This window comes from Ensifer sp. Root558, assembly GCF_001427045.1.
Classification (GTDB): domain Bacteria; phylum Pseudomonadota; class Alphaproteobacteria; order Rhizobiales; family Rhizobiaceae; genus Ensifer; species Ensifer adhaerens.
On the sequence record NZ_LMGC01000007.1, the window covers coordinates 44,941 to 60,790 of the forward strand.

Annotated in this window: 15 protein-coding genes and 1 pseudogene; 4 read left to right on the forward strand and 12 right to left on the reverse strand. The window is 62.4% G+C overall.

All coding sequences use genetic code 11. The features are described 5' to 3' along the window. Window positions 1-62 precede the first annotated feature (62 nt). From ASD63_RS10205 to ASD63_RS10235, 7 genes are read right to left on the reverse strand one after another with little or no spacing between them, the layout of a single operon-like run. Window positions 63-1,043 (reverse strand): ABC transporter ATP-binding protein, encoded by a 981-nt coding sequence (locus ASD63_RS10205; protein WP_234798773.1) that lies wholly within the window; start codon window positions 1,041-1,043, stop codon window positions 63-65. Further along, window positions 1,040-2,026 carry an ABC transporter ATP-binding protein gene (locus ASD63_RS10210; RefSeq protein ID WP_034797922.1) on the reverse strand — a complete coding sequence of 329 codons (987 nt, stop codon included), beginning with the start codon at window positions 2,024-2,026 and terminating at the stop codon, window positions 1,040-1,042. Before ASD63_RS10210 ends, ASD63_RS10205 begins: the two co-directional genes overlap by 4 nt. Continuing rightward, window positions 2,023-3,507: an amidohydrolase family protein gene (locus tag ASD63_RS10215; protein WP_060529199.1), complete on the reverse strand. Its 1,485-nt coding sequence runs from the start codon at window positions 3,505-3,507 to the stop codon at window positions 2,023-2,025. Before ASD63_RS10215 ends, ASD63_RS10210 begins: the two co-directional genes overlap by 4 nt. After that, window positions 3,504-4,697 carry an amidohydrolase family protein gene (locus tag ASD63_RS10220; RefSeq protein WP_060529242.1) on the reverse strand — a complete coding sequence of 398 codons (1,194 nt, stop codon included), beginning with the start codon at window positions 4,695-4,697 and terminating at the stop codon, window positions 3,504-3,506. Before ASD63_RS10220 ends, ASD63_RS10215 begins: the two co-directional genes overlap by 4 nt. Before the next feature lie 3 nt (window positions 4,698-4,700). Then, window positions 4,701-5,651: an ABC transporter permease gene (locus ASD63_RS10225; RefSeq protein ID WP_060529200.1), complete on the reverse strand. Its 951-nt coding sequence runs from the start codon at window positions 5,649-5,651 to the stop codon at window positions 4,701-4,703. A gap of 10 nt (window positions 5,652-5,661) precedes the next feature. Next, complete coding sequence (locus ASD63_RS10230; protein ID WP_034797927.1) at window positions 5,662-6,633, reverse strand: ABC transporter permease; 972 nt, start codon at window positions 6,631-6,633, stop codon at window positions 5,662-5,664. 58 nt (window positions 6,634-6,691) lie between these two features. Further along, a complete protein-coding gene (locus tag ASD63_RS10235) occupies window positions 6,692-8,254 on the reverse strand; it encodes an ABC transporter substrate-binding protein (RefSeq protein WP_060529201.1) in 1,563 nt (520 codons plus the stop codon). A gap of 635 nt (window positions 8,255-8,889) precedes the next feature. On the opposite strand from ASD63_RS10235, the gene ASD63_RS10240 reads away from it, so the two are divergent. Next, on the forward strand, window positions 8,890-9,465 hold the full coding sequence (locus ASD63_RS10240) for a nucleoside 2-deoxyribosyltransferase (RefSeq protein ID WP_060529202.1): 576 nt from the start codon (window positions 8,890-8,892) through the stop codon (window positions 9,463-9,465). A gap of 32 nt (window positions 9,466-9,497) precedes the next feature. Here the strand turns inward: ASD63_RS10240 and ASD63_RS10245 are convergent, their stop codons facing one another. Both ASD63_RS10245 and ASD63_RS10250 read right to left on the reverse strand, forming a co-directional pair. Then, window positions 9,498-10,190, reverse strand: coding sequence for a pentapeptide repeat-containing protein (locus tag ASD63_RS10245; RefSeq protein WP_034798066.1), 693 nt, complete (start codon window positions 10,188-10,190; stop codon window positions 9,498-9,500). 241 nt (window positions 10,191-10,431) lie between these two features. Next, window positions 10,432-11,385: a LysR substrate-binding domain-containing protein gene (locus ASD63_RS10250; protein ID WP_234824567.1), complete on the reverse strand. Its 954-nt coding sequence runs from the start codon at window positions 11,383-11,385 to the stop codon at window positions 10,432-10,434. Between the two features lie 40 nt (window positions 11,386-11,425). Between ASD63_RS10250 and ASD63_RS10255 the strand changes: the two genes are divergently transcribed. The 3 genes from ASD63_RS10255 (at window position 11,426) to ASD63_RS10265 (ending at window position 14,132) form a co-directional block, all read left to right on the forward strand. After that, the gene (locus ASD63_RS10255; protein WP_060529204.1) at window positions 11,426-12,043 is read left to right on the forward strand and encodes a LysE family transporter; all 618 of its coding nucleotides are present in this window, start codon (window positions 11,426-11,428) and stop codon (window positions 12,041-12,043) included. Between the two features lie 102 nt (window positions 12,044-12,145). Continuing rightward, complete coding sequence (locus ASD63_RS10260) at window positions 12,146-13,543, forward strand: PLP-dependent aminotransferase family protein (RefSeq protein ID WP_060529205.1); 1,398 nt, start codon at window positions 12,146-12,148, stop codon at window positions 13,541-13,543. A 178-nt stretch (window positions 13,544-13,721) separates the two neighbouring features. After that, window positions 13,722-14,132 (forward strand): DUF983 domain-containing protein, encoded by a 411-nt coding sequence (locus ASD63_RS10265; RefSeq protein WP_060529243.1) that lies wholly within the window; start codon window positions 13,722-13,724, stop codon window positions 14,130-14,132. A 132-nt stretch (window positions 14,133-14,264) separates the two neighbouring features. Here ASD63_RS10265 and ASD63_RS34040 read toward each other — a convergent pair. The 3 genes and pseudogenes from ASD63_RS34040 to ASD63_RS10275 all read right to left on the reverse strand — a co-directional run. Continuing rightward, a pseudogene (locus ASD63_RS34040) lies at window positions 14,265-14,445 on the reverse strand (porin); the annotation flags it as partial. A 153-nt stretch (window positions 14,446-14,598) separates the two neighbouring features. Further along, entirely contained in the window at window positions 14,599-15,201 is a 603-nt protein-coding gene (locus ASD63_RS10270; protein WP_060529206.1) for an alkylhydroperoxidase domain protein, read from the reverse strand. Between the two features lie 20 nt (window positions 15,202-15,221). Further along, window positions 15,222-15,839 (reverse strand): CMD domain protein, encoded by a 618-nt coding sequence (locus tag ASD63_RS10275; RefSeq protein WP_060529207.1) that lies wholly within the window; start codon window positions 15,837-15,839, stop codon window positions 15,222-15,224. Between the last annotated feature and the right edge of the window lie 11 nt (window positions 15,840-15,850).

The window sequence follows — 15,850 nt, forward strand, 5'->3', positions numbered from 1 at the left end:
AAAAAAGAGGCTCCGCGACTGGTACGACACGGAGCCCAAGTCTTCAGGGAAAGAGGTTGGCGTTACGCTGCGTTGATCGCCTTCACAGTTTCTTCGATGCGGTGGCAGGCGGCACGCGAGCCGTCAGCGAAGCTGCGCATCTCCGGCCGCTCGCTCTTGCAGCGCTGGTCTGCAAACGGGCAACGCGGATGGAAGGTACAGCCGGACGGCGGGTTCAGCGGGCTCGGCACTTCGCTCGCCGCAATGCTGCGCCCGCGCTTTGGATGGGTAATATCCGGGATCGTCTCCAGCAGCAGCTGGGTATAGGGATGCCTCGGATTGGCAAAGAGTGTCTCGGTGTCTGCCTCCTCGACGATGCGTCCGAGATACATCACGGCGATCCGGTCCGACATGTGGCGAACCACGCTCATGTCGTGGCTGATGAACAGATAGGTCAGCCCCATCTCGTCCTGCAGCTTGCGCATGAGGTTGAGGATCTGCGCCTGGACCGACACGTCGAGCGCCGAGGTCGGCTCGTCGCAGACGAGGAACTCCGGCTCGCCGGCAAGCGCGCGGGCAATCGAGATACGCTGGCGCTGGCCTCCCGAAAACTCGTGCGGGAACTTGGCACCGTCCGAGGGCGCAAGGCCGACGATCGTCAGCAGTTCGCCGACCCGGTCCATGATCTCGGCTTCGGAGTTGCGCAGCTTCAACTCGCGCAGCGGTTCGGCGATGATGTTGCGCACCCGCCAGCGCGGATTGAGGCTTGCATAGGGATCCTGGAAGATCATTTGGGCCGAGAGCGGCTCGCCGTTCTTGCTCGGTGCAAACCGCACCTCGCCTTCGCTGGCGCGATAAAGACCTGTGACCAGCCGCGCCACCGTCGACTTGCCGCAGCCAGATTCGCCGACGAGGCTCAGACAGCCGCCCATGGGCACGCTGAAGCTGATATCGTCCACGGCGCGCACGAACTGCCGCGGTTTGCGCTCGATGACCCGGTTCAGCCAGGGTGCCGAAACGTCGAAGTTACAGGTCAGGTCGTTGACCGTCAGGGCATCACTCATAGCACTCCTCCTGCATTGAGCCAGCATGCGGCGACGCCGGTCCCGACTGGCGCCGGTTCGGGCCGGTCCTTGCGGCAACGCGGCCCGGCATCCGGGCAGCGCGGGTTGAAGGCGCAGCCGGCGGGGATCGCGTTCAGCCGCGGCATGGAACCGTCGATCTGGTTCAGCCGCTCGACGCGGCGGCCAAGCGCCGGGATCGAGCCCATCAGGCCCCGCGTATAGGGATGACGGGCGTTTTTCAGCACCTCGGCGACCGGGCCGATTTCGACGAGCCGCCCGGCATACATGACCGCGACGCGATCGGCCGTCTCGGCAATCACGCCCATGTCGTGGGTGACGAGCATGACCGCCGTTCCGTGATCGTCGCAAAGACGGCGAAGCAGCGAGGTGATCTGCGCCTGGATCGAAACGTCGAGCGCCGTCGTCGGTTCGTCGGCGATGATCAGCTTCGGTTCCGCAGCAAGTGCCAGGGCGATGACGACGCGCTGGCGCATGCCACCCGAGAACTGATGCGGATAGTGGTCATAGCGTGCCTCGGGCGCCGGAATGCCAACTTCCTTCAGGAGCTGGATCGCCCGCGCCTTGGCATCGGCCTTGGAAAGCTTCAGGTGAAGGCGGATGGTCTCAACAAGCTGCGCCCCGACGGTGAAGAGCGGGTTCAGCGAGGTCAACGGATCCTGGAAGATCGCACCGATCTGACGGCCGCGCACCTGCTGCATCTGCTTGTCGTCGAGCTGGTCGATGCGGCGGCCGCCGACCCAGACCTCGCCGCCGGAAATGCGGCCAGGCGGCTCGAGAAGACCCTGGACGGCAAGACCGGTCATCGACTTCCCGGCGCCGGACTCACCAACGACGCCAAGAATTTCGCCGGGGCGAATGCTGAGCGAAACGTCGGATAGCGCCTGCACCGTTCCATGGCGGCCAGGGAATTCGACGCAGAGACCGCGCACGTCGAGCACGGCCGATGAGGTATGTTCAGTCATCGCTGCACCTCCAATGGGTAGCTCGGCGGGAAGATCTCGCTGACAGGCGGGTGACCGAAGCTCCGCTCCGGATACTTGGCAATCAGGCCATCGAACTGGACCTGTGCCTGCGCGCGTGCCGCGTTCATGTCGAAGCCTGCCACCTCGCCATATCGCATCGACAGACGGCCATCGACGAAGACCGCCTTGGTGACGCGTCCGGAACCACCGACGACGAGCGTCGTGATCGGATCGATCGCAGGCGCCATGTGATGGTCCATAAGATCGAACACGGCAATATCGGCACGGGCGCCCGCTTCCAGGCGACCGAGATCCGAGCGACCGAGGGCCTTGGCGCCGCCAAGTGTCGCAGCATCAAAGAGATCGGCGCAGCTGACGGCTGACGGGTCGCCTTCGACGACGCGGGCAGCGATCAGGCCGACGAGTAGGTTCATCAGCATGTCCGGCGGCGTCGTATCGGTGCCCATGGCAATATTGACGCCGCGGGCCTTGACCGAGCGGAACGAGTTGAGCGTGCTGCCGCCGCGGGCCGAAACCAGCGGGCAGTGCACGATACTCACGCCGTTTTCGGCATAGAGACGCAGATCGTTGTCGGTCGCCTGGGTCGCATGCGGCGCAATCAGCCGGTCGCTCAAGAAACCGAAGCTCGCCAGCCATTCCGGCGCCGTCTTGCCATGCAGGCGGCGGACGGTGTCGACCTCCATCGTGCCCTGCGCAGCATGAAGCCGGATCGGGCAATTGAGGTCGCGCGCCGCATCGGCGGTGCGCACCAGCAGTTTCTCGGTGCAGGTTTCCACCCGGTCGGGAGCCAGCAGGCCCTTCACCAAGCCACCATGGCGACCTTCATGGTCACGGATGAAGCCAATCGCGTCGTCAAGGCCCTTCAGACCCCTTGCCTCGTCGAAGATCGCTTCGAGTTGACCCGGCGCCGTCACCATCATGCCGCCGGCGCGATAGGCCGGGCTCAGATAAACGCGAAGACCCAGGTCACCTGCGGCGTCGGATGCGGCGGCGAATTCAGCAACGGTCTCGCCCCATTCGCGATAGAAAAGCGAGGCGATCGGCGCTGCGGTGGTGATGCCATTCAAGAGAAGCTGCGCGAAGGCGAAGCGCTTCTGGAACGCCAGCTCCTCCTGCGTGTACATCTCATAGGGGCCGCGCTCGATGTAGCTCAGCGGCCAGACGCGACCCTTGGCCCAACCAGGCTGATGGTCGATCGCTAAGATCGTCGTGTCGAGATCAGACAGCGCATCGAGGTCGATGAGCCCGGGGCTGATCATGGCTGCGCCGAGATCGATGCGGCGTGCCACCTCTCCTTCGAAACGTGGGCCGACATAGAGCAGCGTGCCGCCCTCGATGACGACTTCGCCGTTCGGGATCAGCCGGTGCGAACCGTCGCGGTGCCCGAGCACCCATTGTGCTGTCAGAAGCGTGCGTCCTTCGGCGCGCTCACCGAGCGTCAAATCCTTGATGTTGGTCATGGGATCGCCACCTCCGCCACGCCGTTGCGGGCGACGACGCGGCCACGCTTGACGACCAGCGGCCGCGGCGCGACGTCGACGACGGCATGCGCCAGCGTCTCGCCGGTGAGCAGGGTGAAATCGGCATCGCAGCCAACATCGAGGCCATATCCCTTGATATCCATGACGTCGGCGCCGCCCTTGGAGCAGACGTAAAGCGCATGGTCGAGATCGACGTCGCGGCGCAGGCCGTTCTTCATGCCGAGGATGCGGGCACGATCCATCATGTCGGGTTGGCCCCACGGACCCCAGGTGTCGCGGATACCGTCGCAGCCGGCAGCAACCTTCACGCCGGCATCCTTCAGACGCATGATCGAAGGCACGGTCGAAGACGGAGAGCCTGTCGTGACGATACGGATATCGAGTTCGGCGATCTGTTCGATGAGACCGCCGACGCGCAGATAATCCGGTGCGCCGAGCGCAAAGGCGTGGCTGATTGCGACCTTGCCCTGCATGCCGAGCGCGCGGATGCGCTCGAACATCATCTCCATGCTGAAGGCGCCGAGTTCGCCCTGCTCATGCAGGTGAATGTCGATCGGCTTTCCATGTTTTTCGGCAAGGCCGAAGATCGCGTCGAGATGGCCCTTTGGGTCGCGATCGATGCCACAGGGGTCAATGCCGCCAAGGACTTCCGCGCCATTGCTCAGAGCCTTGTCGAGCAACTCGACAGTGCCGGGCCGCGTGACGAGGCCCGACTGCGGGAATGCGACGATCTCGATATCGATGACATCTTTCAGCACCTGGCGGGTCTCGATGATGCCTTCCATCAGCCGAAGGCCGTGGGTGGTGTCGATGTCGACATGGCTGCGGATGTGGCTTGCGCCATTGGCAGCGAGCATGATCGCCTGGCGCATGGACTGACGGTGCGGGTCGATGCCGATTTCCAGCCGCTTTTCGCGTTCGAAATCGATGCGTTCGCGCAGCGTTGCGGTCTTGGCGTTGACGTGCCAGGGCATGCCCCAGACCGACTTGTCGAGATGGGTATGCGCCTCGATCAGACCGGAGATCACGATATGACCGTTGCCGTCTTCCACGGCCACGCCATCGGCGGCGAGGCCCTTGCCGAAGGCGGCGATCTTGCCGTCGCGCACGAGGATGTCGGTCGCTTCGCCGGCGTTGGGCCTGACGTTACGGATCAGGAGATTGGACATCATTCACCTCAATTTCGGATTGAGCGCATCGCGCAGCCAGTCACCGAGAAGGTTGACCGAAACCACGAGAAGGCAAAGCTGGACGACGGGGAAGAGCACCACCCACCATACGCCCGAAAACAGGAACTGGTTGCCGAGACGGATCAGCGTTCCAAGGCTCGGCTGGCTCGGCGGCATGCCGATACCCAGGAACGAAAGCGTCGCTTCGGTCAGGATCGCCATGCCGAAGTTGAGGGTCGCAGCAACCATGATCGGCGTCAGCGTGTTCGGCAGGATGTGCTTCAGCATGATGCGCCGCGCTGGCGTTTTCAGAAGACGCGCCGCCTGAACGTATTCCTTGCCGCGCTCGACGATCGTCTGGGCCCGCACGGTACGGGCATATTGCACCCAGGCGCTGAGCGTGATCGCCAGCACCAGGACGGCGGCAGAGCCGACGTCCCGCAGTTCCGGCGGCAGCATCTGGCGCGCGACGGCACTGACGAGAATGGCGATCAGGATCGTCGGGATCGACAGAAGCACGTCGCCGATGCGCATCAGGAAGTTGTCGATGAAGCGGCCGAAATAGCCGGCAACGAGGCCGAGGCTAAGGCCGACGGCGAGCGAAAGCACAACCGAGGCGACGCCGATCAGGATCGAGATGCGCGAGCCATAGAGAATGGCCGAGAGCATGTCGCGCCCTTGCGTGTCGGTGCCGAGCACGTAAGGCCATTGGCCGTCGGCCTCCCAGATCGGCGGCAGCTCGGAGTTCCAGAGCTCGAGCTGAGCCGGATCGAAGGGGTTCTGCGGCGCAATCAAAGGTGCTGCAAAGGCGGTCGCGATCAGGAACGTAAGGATGATCGCGCCGATGATTGCCGAAGGCTTGTGGGTGAAGGACCACCAGAGATCGCTCTGGCGCCAGCGGGCAAGCCGCGAAGGCTTGCGCGCCGGTGTGGTTTGCTGGACGTGATCTGTCATGGCAACGACCTCAGCGGGTTGCATCGCGCAACCGCGGATCGATGACCGCATAGGCGATATCGACGAGCGTATTGAGCGTGACGAAGATGAAGGAGACGATGCAGAGATAGCCCGCCATGACCGGCATATCGAGGAAGGTGACCGCCTGGATGAAGAGCATGCCCATGCCCGGCCACTGGAACACCGTTTCGGTGATCAGCGCGAAGGCGATCAGCGAGCCGAAGTTCATCGCCGTCATGGTGACAACCGGCATCAGACAGTTCCTGAGCGCATGTCGGAAATAGATCCGCCACCGCGGCACGCCACGGGCGCGTGCGAACTTGATGAAGTCCGAGCGCAGCACTTCCATCATTTCTGCGCGCACCAGACGCATGACCAGAGTGATCTGGTAGAGCGCGAGTGCGAGCGACGGCAGAAGCAGCGATGCGCGGCCCGACGACGTCAACAGGCCGGTGCTCCACCAGCCGAGCTGCACCACATCGCCGCGCCCGAAAGCAGGTACGAGGCCGAGCGTTACGGCGAAGACGAGGATCAGAAGGATACCGACGACGAAGCTCGGCAAGGAGACGCCGATGATACTGACGAACTGCAACCCCTCGGAATACCATCGCCCTCGGTGGATAGCGGTCAGGACACCAAGTGGAAGACCGATCAGGAGCGACAGGACGGTTGCGACCAGCGCCAGTTCCATCGTTGCCGGGAAGCGCTCGGCAATGAGCTTCATCACGTCCTGGCCGTTGCGGTAGCTGATGCCGAAATCGCCCTGGGCGGCATTGCCGACGAAGCGGCCGAACTGGGTGAGGAACGAATCGTTGAGCCCGAGCTTTTCGCGCAGCTCGATACGGTCGGCCTGCGACATCTGCTCGTTGGCCATCAACTCGACCGGATCGCCGGCGAAGCGGAAGATCAGGAAGGCGAGCAGCGCGACGGCGAGCATGACCAGCACGGCATTGGCCAGCCGCTTGATGAGAAAGACAATCATTGGGTTTCTCGCTGAATGAGGAGCCCCGGCAAAGCACGCTCTGCCGGGGCAAGAAAACTCAATCGCCGATACGGGTCAGCCAGTGACGCGGCTTGTTGTCGGCCCGAATGGTCACATCCGTGACGTTCTTCGACATTGCCCAGGCCATCGGCTGCTGATGCAACGGGATCATGATGACCTCATCCTTGGCGAACTTCAGCGCCTCGGTTTCGATCGCCAGACGCTTGTCGTGATCCATCTCGAGCGCGGCCTTCTTCACCATCGCGTCGAGTTCCGGATAGGACCAGCCGCCATAGTTGGCGACGCCGGCCGCGCCTTCACGGGTCGAGAGAACCTGAACCAGGATCGAATAGGCATCGAGCGTCGGCTCGTTGGCCCAGCCGATCATGTAGGCGTCGGACTTGCCGCCGGCGCGCTTGGGCGCCTGCACGGCGCGCGGACCGATGTCGAGGGTTGGCTTCAGGCCGACGCGCGACAGCATAGAGACCAGTGCGCTGCAGACGTCTTCCTCGTTGACGCTTTCGTCGTTCATGCAGACGAGCGTGAACTCCTTGCCGACGGCGCCTGCCTCTTCGAGCAGCTTCTTGGAGAGTTCCGGATCATAGGCGGTCGGCACATCGAGTTCGGCGCTGTAGCCCGGGATTTCCGGAGCAACCATGGTGCCGGCGACATGCGACTTGCCGCGCATCACGCGCTTGAAGATCAGTTGGCGGTCGATGGCATGGTCAATCGCCTGGCGCACCTTGATGTTGTTGAAGAAGTTTTCACGACCGTCGGCGAAGGTCTCGTGACGGTTGAAGACCATGTGCACGGTGCGCAGGTCAGTGCGCTCGATGACCTTGATGTCCGGCGAGCTCTTTAGGCGCTCAAGATCCTGCACCGGCGCACCATCGGTTAGGTCGATTTCGCCCGAAAGCAGCGCTGCAACGCGGGTTGCGGCCGAGGTAATCGGCATGAATTCGATGCGGTCGAGATTGTGCTTCGGCGTATCCCACCAGCCGTCGTTCTTGATGAGAACGGTCTTGCTGTCGGGCACGCGCGATTCGACCTTGAACGGGCCGGTGCCGTTGGTGTTGTAGGTGGCGTAGCCTTCGACCTTGGCGCCGACATCGGTCGGCAGCTCGGACTTGTTGTCGACCAGCCAGTCCTTGTCGAACATGAAGATGTTGGTCATGTCGTTGAGGAAGAGCGGGTTCGGCGAATTGACTTCGATGTCGACCGTGTAATCGTCGACCTTGGTGGTCGAGACATAGGCCGGAATGTTGCCGCGCAGCGGCGAGGTCGGATGGCTGACGCGGGCCATGGAGGCGACGACGTCGTCAGCGCTGAACTCGGCGCCGTTTTGGAACTTTACGCCCTTGCGCAGATGGAAGCGCCAGACCTTGTCCTTGACCATCTCCCAGCTCGTGGCGAGCGCCGGCTCGACCTTGAACTCCGGCGTATAGCGGGTCAGGCCTTCGTACACGTGGTTGAGGAAGGCAAGGTTCGAGGTGCTGCCATAGGAATAGGGGTCGAGCGAGAAGATGTCCCGCGGGCTACCCCAACGCAGCGTTTCGGCGGAGGCCGAGGATGCGAGAAAGGCAAATGCCAACCCCGCGAGGAGATGCTTTCTCAGTTTCATGTCGTTCCCTCTGTTTTCTCATCAGTCGCCATATGCAGGCGCCCTCACCCACTCGTGAGCAAGTTGCCCTAGATTTGAAGCTGTCGGCGACAATGTCAACTATTTTGTCGACAATTTTGTATGCATGATTGTTTAAAGTCGCATACGGCGGTGAAAACGACGGCCCACCAGCGGACGAGGGCAAGGGAAAAATAAGGGGGAAGCGGCAACCATGGGCAAACCGGCGGCGGGCATCCTGGCATATCTGCGTGCAAACAGGATTCGTTAGGAAACACCCGTATTTATGAGTGTTTCCGCATGTGAACGTGGCGGAGACCTTGCCACCAACGACCCGCGAGCCTTCCCGTGGGATGGTGCGCGCGCCGGTGGCGGCGGTTGCGATCGCAGCCCCCGCTGACATCGGCTGCAGATTTTGACACGTCCGCATGTCCAGCTCGCCCGCGTGGCATGCGCAAATCTCCGGAATTGGCCGAAGGTGGCACATGGCGGGCCACGGGCGTCTCCACCGGTGGGGCAATGCGCTCAGCCAGCATACCTGCTTCCCACGCTCCAAAAAACCGTGGGCAAGCTGAAGTCCATGGCTAGGCTCGGCGCTGCAGCTCTCCTAGATTGGCCGCTCGAAAATGTGAGGAGAAATGCGCGTGAAAGTCTATCTCGCTGGCCCGGAAGTGTTTCTGCCCAATGCGGCGGAGATTCAGAAATTGAAGGCAGAGTTGGCGCGTGCAGCCGGGTTCACACCGCTCGTGCCCGGCGATCTTGAGATTCCGCCGGCTCCGACCAAGCATCAGCGCGGCCTTGCGATCTACGCCGTCGACGAAGGCATGATGCTTGCCGCCGACATGATCATCGCCAACCTGACACCGTTTCGCGGCATCAGCGCCGATGTCGGCACGGTCTTCGAACTCGGCTTCATGTGCGGTCACAGCAAGCACGTCTATGCCTATACGAACACCTCCCGCAGCTACTACGAGCGCATCTTGCACGACCACTACGGCGGCAAGGCCGGCTTGCGCCTCGACGGCCGCATGGCCGGTCCGGACGGGCTCAGCATCGAAGACTTCGACATGGCCGACAACCTGATGCTCGATGGCGGCGTTCTGCGAAGGGAAGGCAGGCTCGTCCAGCGCGAAGTGCCTGAGGCCGATCGCCTGACCGACCTGCAAGCCTTCAGGGAATGCCTTGCGATTGCCGCAAAGCGGCATTTGGCATAACGACCGATTGGGCCGCGGCTTTGTGACGGCGATCAGTCGCTGGCGCAGGGCCAGCCCGCCGGCGTGCTCATGCCGGCGGGAAGCTTGGTCGAGCTGTCACCGCAAGTCATGTCGACCTGCTCCTGTTCAAGTCCGGTTGCCTCGGACAGGTCGACGCCCTCGATACGTGTCAGGAACATGAACGCCCCCTGGAAATCGATCGGGCCGGAAAAACTCGTGCTGGTCAGGTCCGCGCGCGAAAGGTTGGCATGGGTAAACCGGGTTCCGGTGAGCTCCGCCTTGTCGAAATTCGCCCGGCCGAGTTCGGCCTTTTCAAAGCTTGCCCCCGTCAGGCGGGCACCGCTGAAATTGGCCCGCTGCAGCTCGGAATTGACGAACGATGCCTTCTCGGCGGAGACGCCTGCGAAATTGCACCGATAGGCTTCGATTTTGGAGAAGTTCGCGCCATTCGCGGTAGCCCCCGCAATCGAGGATCGAACCAGAGTTGCCTTTTCCAGATTGGCTTCTGTCAGGTTCGCACCGCGCAGATCCGTCAAGGTGAAGTCGGTGTTGACGAGATTGGCACCCTGAAGGTCGCTGCCGCCGAGCATAAGCGCTTTCTTGTTGCAGTCGGTCCAATCGGCTCCAGGCGATGCGGAATCCTTGCAACTGGCGGCATGCGCCATCGACGGCGCTGCGAACGCCACTAGGCCTATAGCCGCCGCCGGAACGACCAGTGCCTTCATGACGTCGGCCACGATCCTCGATGCCTTTGCGCTAGCCGGGCGCAGCGTACCGCGCTCCTGGCCGAGATTGATTTTGAGGATGTTCATGGCGCCGCTCCAGGACCCGAGGGTCGAATCGATTGCATATCAGGTGCTTCGCGCGCCTTTCCGCCGACTGGCATCGCCGGTCATGCGCGCGTGTTCGTTAAACGTATGACGTTGCTCGCCTTTATGCAAATGACAGAAATGAAAACGGTCCGTTTCAGATCGATACGGCCAGCAGCCAGTCACGCAACGCCGCGCTTGGTCCATGGTCGCCGATCGCTGACGGCGACAGCAGATGATAGGCCGTACCGTCTTCGATAAATCCGCATGGCGCGGCCAGGATGCCATTGTCGATATCGTCGCGGACGAGTTGCCAAGGCCCGATCGCCACGCCGATCCCGGCGATGGCCGCCTGAAGGCTGATATAGAAATGCTCGAAGACTTGGCCGCGCTGTTCGGGTGCGGCGCGGTCTGCCGTCGTCCCCCAGGTCTCCCACGCATTTGGCCGCGTTCGCGTATGCAAGGGGATCGCGTCCTTGCGCAATTGAGGCAAAGAGCCGGCCTCAGCCTCGTTAAAAAACAGGGCGATTTTGTCCGTTCGGCAGACCGGACCTATTCGCTCCGGAAAGAGCGGCACGGCATGCGTGCCGCCCGCTCGAGGAAAATCATCGCGTCGGATCGCCAGATCGATGCCACGGCCCAAGGACACCGGCCCACCTCCGGCAACGAGATGGATAGACACCTCCGGATGCCGCGCCTGGAAATCAGGAAGGCGCGGTATCAGCCAGCGCATCAGAAGGGTCGGCTCGCAGGACACCACCAGCGCCGGCGTTCGCGCCACGTCCCTGATCTCCCGGACGGCACTCTCCACCAGACCGAAACCTTCGCGCACGGCCGCCGCCAACTTTCGCCCGGCTTCTGTCAGGAAGACACGCCGGCTGCGGCGTTCGAACAGCGCCACGCCGAGTTCATCTTCGATAAGCCGGACCGCGCGACTGATCGCGCCGTGCGTCAGATGGAGCGCGTCCGCGGCGCGACTGAAGCTCTCGAGTCTGGCCGCCGCCTCGAAACAGCGCAGCGCCGCCAGCGGCGGAAGCCGCGTCGCCGACATCTGTGAGTGCAGCTCACCAAAATGGTCAGAACTCATCGTTAGTCGCTTCTCACCGATCAAGTTATTTAGACATTAATGAAAGAGACGAACGGGAAAGACAATGACTGAACTGTTAGCTGTAGTAACCATTACAATCTTTGCCGTCATCAGTCCGGGACCGGATTTCGCGATGGTGACACGCAACAGCCTGCTTTTGTCGCGGCGGGCCGGCGTCCTGAGTGCGCTCGGTATCGCCGCCGGCGTCTGGGTCCATGTCGCCTACACTTTGCTCGGCGTCGGCCTCTTGATTCGCCAGTCGCTATTTCTCTTCACAGTCCTGAAGTTCGTCGGCGCCGCCTATCTGATCTGGCTTGGCATCAGGATGCTACGCACCAAGCCAGCCGAAACGACGGGCTTGGCCGCACATCCCGCCCTCTCCGACATCGGTGCGCTGCGTGTGGGGTTTCTCACCAACGCGCTCAACCCCAAAACGACGATCTTTGTCGTCAGCCTGTTCATGCAAGTCGTCGGGCCGACCACGGCTCTGCCCGTCCAGATGGGTTACGGCGCGTTCATCTCTGCCGCACATCTGATCTGGTTCGCGATCGTTGCCCTGTTCTTTTCCTCCGGCACGGTACGGCTTCGTCTTATCGCGCTTCGCCATTGGATCGATCGCACCTTCGGCGCCTTGCTCGTCGGCTTCGGCGCGTTGCTGGCAACGGCAAGCGTGACACGCTAGGCGACGCTTGGTCGCGGGCGCGCCGCTGCATTCCCGCTGTTAACACTTGCCCTCAATCGGATAACCATGCAATATCCATACAATTAGCATGAGGTAATCGCGATGGCGGACGTGCGCTTGGGAATTTCGTGGCAACCGGTAATCCGTAAATCGGATGGACCGCTTTATCTCGCGATCGCCGACGCCATCGCTGCCGATATCAGCGAAGGGCGCCTGTCCGAGGGGATGCGTCTGCCGCCGCAGCGCACGCTTGCCGAGGCGCTGGGGATCGACTTCACCACCGTCAGTCGCGCCTATAACGAAGCCCGGCATCGCGGCCTCGTCGAGGGCCGGGTCGGCCAGGGCACCTACGTGAAAACGCGACGCATCCGAAACGGCCGTACGCCGGCAGGCGGCCTCATCGACATGAGCATGAACCTGCCGCCGTTGTTCGACGACCCGATGCTCGCCGCTCGGCTCTGGGACGACATGGCGGCGCTGCAGCCCGATCATGGGCTCGAACTCCTGATGCGATACCAGCCGCCGGGCGGCACCCTGCACAACCGTGCTGCAGGCGCCGCATGGCTGAAACCCAGGCTGGGCGAGGTTCCGGCTGAGCGCGTTCTGATTGCCGCTGGCGCGCAAGGAGCTCTGCTTGCCACGCTTGGCAGCCTGACCAAGGCCGGTGACATGATTTGCGCCGAGGCAATCACCTACCCCGGCCTCCGCGCGCTCGCAGCACATCTCGGCATCAGGCTGCACGGCCTCGCCATGGATCGAGAGGGCCTCCTGCCCGAAGCATTCGAAGAACTCTGCGCGAAGCAAACGCCGAAAGCGCTCTATTGTAATCCGACGCTTCACAATCCCACGACAACGACACTTTCGCTCGAACGGCGCCAGGCGATCGTCACAATTGCCCGGCGGCACGACGTAGCGATCATCGAAGACGATGCCTATGGCGCCCTTCCCGTTTCGACGCCGCGCCCGTTGGCGGCGCTGGCGCCTGACCTCGTCTACTATGTCGGCGGCCTTGCGAAATGCCTGTCGCCGGCCTTGCGCATCGCCTATCTTGTCGTGCCGGACAGCCGAAGCTCGGTCCGCGTCGAAGGCGCGATCCGGGCCACTGTCGGCATGGCGTCCCCTCTTGCGGCCGCTATCGCCACGCGCTGGATCGAGGACGGGACGGCTGACGCCGTGCTCGCAGCCATACGTAGAGAGACGGCGGCGCGACAGCGCATCGTCTCCGAGCTTCTTCCAGCCGGCGTCGCACAAACGCATCCGCATGCGTTTCACGCCTGGCTGCAGTTGCCGCCGCCCTGGACACGCGGCGAACTGAGCGCGCGATTGCAGGCAGCCGGCATCAGCGTCGTTGCAAGCGACGCCTTTGCGCTCGGCGCGCCACCGGAAGCCGTCCGCCTCGGCCTGGGCGCCGCTGCCGGCCAAGCGGAGCTGCGACGCAGTCTTCTCGTCATCAACGACCTCATCGGCCGGCCCCCCGCCGCCTCAAGCTTCGTGGTGTAAATGATCGGCGGGCGAAATTGTCGCAGACATGTATGCATACAATAAATTGACAATGTATGTTTTTCGGCGCCTAATCCTGGCGAGCCTGATGCGGCCCCAAGAAGAAGAAGCGGCCGCATATCCAGGCAATCTCGGCGCAAAACTCCAGCGCCAACCGGAACGCCTGAAAGGAACAAACATGTCTTCCGATAGTGATTGGCCGCCGATCCCGCCCATGCAGACTGGCTTGCGCGGCCGCTGCCCGCGCTGCGGGCAAGGGCACCTGTTCAACGGCTTCCTGAAGATGCGCAAGGAATGCGAAGTCTGTGGCCTGGATTACTCCTTTGCCGATCCGGCCGATGGCCCCGCTTTCTTCGTCATCTGCTTTGCCTGCGTACCGAGTGTTTTCCTTGGCGTCTGGCTGGAAGTTCAATACAGCGCACCGCTCTGGATACACCTACTGGTGACCGGGCCCTTCATGCTGCTGACCTGCATTCCGCCGCTTCGCCCCCTGAAGGGCTGGCTCGTCTCAAGTCAGTTTTTCTACAAGGCTGAGGAAGGCAAGGTCGTAAGGCGAAACACCGAGCCGCCGGTGGCGACGACGCAGTAGGTCCTGAGTGCCGGAGAAGCCTAGAACCTCCAAATATATCGCTAGAAAATAATTGCGCCGCCTACTGTTCATAGTTGACGGCGCTTTCACCGGATGCCTCTCTTCTCAAAGGCCGGCTCTACCAAACGAGGTTTGGAAGAGGATGAAGCCACCGATCTTGAGGCAGGTTTCGGTGCCCGGGATGTAGACGTAGCCAGTGCCGAAGCGTCGCAAACGCGAACGTATTCCATGGCTCCGGCTCCGCTGCAACGATGGGATCGGCAGCCTGGGCGCCGGAAAATGCTGCGAGAGCAGCAGCGGAGCCGAGAGCGATCTAGGTGGCAGTCGGATGACCAGGTTCTCGGCTACGTCCGTCTGCAGCGTAACTTCTAACCCGATTAAACTCGGATGAAGGAGGCCCGCAACATCTCTCGACCTTGCGGGCTCTCTATGTGTTGTGCCGGTTACGGCGGATCGCGTGAGCGGCTTAGTTTGCCGGTGTCGGCTCTCCAAGTGAGAGCATCAGCCGGTTTGCCCAGTTGAAGAAGGCGGCACCATTGATGACGTCGGCGATCTCCAGTTCGTCGAGGCCCGCTGCCGAAAGTCGGGAGATGTGCTCCTCTCCGAAGGCGGGCGGGGTCGCCGTCAACGCCACAGAAGCGGCGACGATTGCATTCCAGCGTTCGCCGAGATCGGTTCCGACGCCCTCGTCGAGGAGCTTCTGCACATCCTCTGTGCGCTTTGAGTGATGCGAAGCGAAGCGCGAATGTACCGAGGCGCAGAAGATGCAGCCGTTATATCTAGACGCGGCGGTCGCCGCCAGTTCGCGCTCGGCGCGCGGCAGGCCCGAGCGGGTGTTGTAGAAGATGTCCTTGTCAGTTTTCGTGCGCGCTTCAAGCACTTCCGGATCGCGCACGAGCAGGCGGAAGTAGGGCGACTTTGCGCGCCCAGCCTCGACCAGGCCTTTGAGGTGACGCTCCGTCAGCTCTTCCTCAGGCAAAGGCTGCAGCCACGGTGTCCATCCGATCTCGGCCTGCGTGAAGGTAACAGGAGGATTTTCAACGATCGGGATGATGGCATGTTCGGTCATTCGCATGTCCTCTTGAGTTCTTAAGCCGCAGCGCGCTTCGTGGCGGTCGACAGCAAGCCAAGACCGGTGATGACGCGGATCTGAAACGCAACGAAGGAAATCAGCTGCGACAGGGTCACGACACCATTTGTCGTCCAGCCAGCGTCGATCAAGGCTTGCAACGCCTGCGGGCTGGCATCACGCAAATGGAAGACGAGCAGGTGGGCGTGCTCCAGCGCGGCGGACAGCTTACGGCCGAGCACCTCGCGGCTTGACCGTGATACTTGATAGAGTGGGCCGGCTTCATTCTCTCCATTAAGCGGCCCGTCGGGATAGTTGCCGTATGGCCCTGTTGCCCGTCCTGCCCCGATCTCGGCCTTGATAACCTCGATCAACCAGCGATCGTTGTCGCTATCCTCGAAAGGACTGCTGTAAAATTCGAAAATGTCCGGCTGACGGTGCAGGCCGGCAACGAAACTTGCGACCGCATGCCGCTCCGCCGCCGACACGTCGCCGAAATCCGCGGGCTGAAAGAGTGCAAGATAACTTTTCTGCGCCTGTTCGCGGGTTTCCGGCCGTTGGACGCGAATGCGGTCGAGCGCCGACCCGGCGGTGATGCCGGCCAGCAGATCGATGATATCCGGTGACGTGGTGGTCATGACGTCGTCTC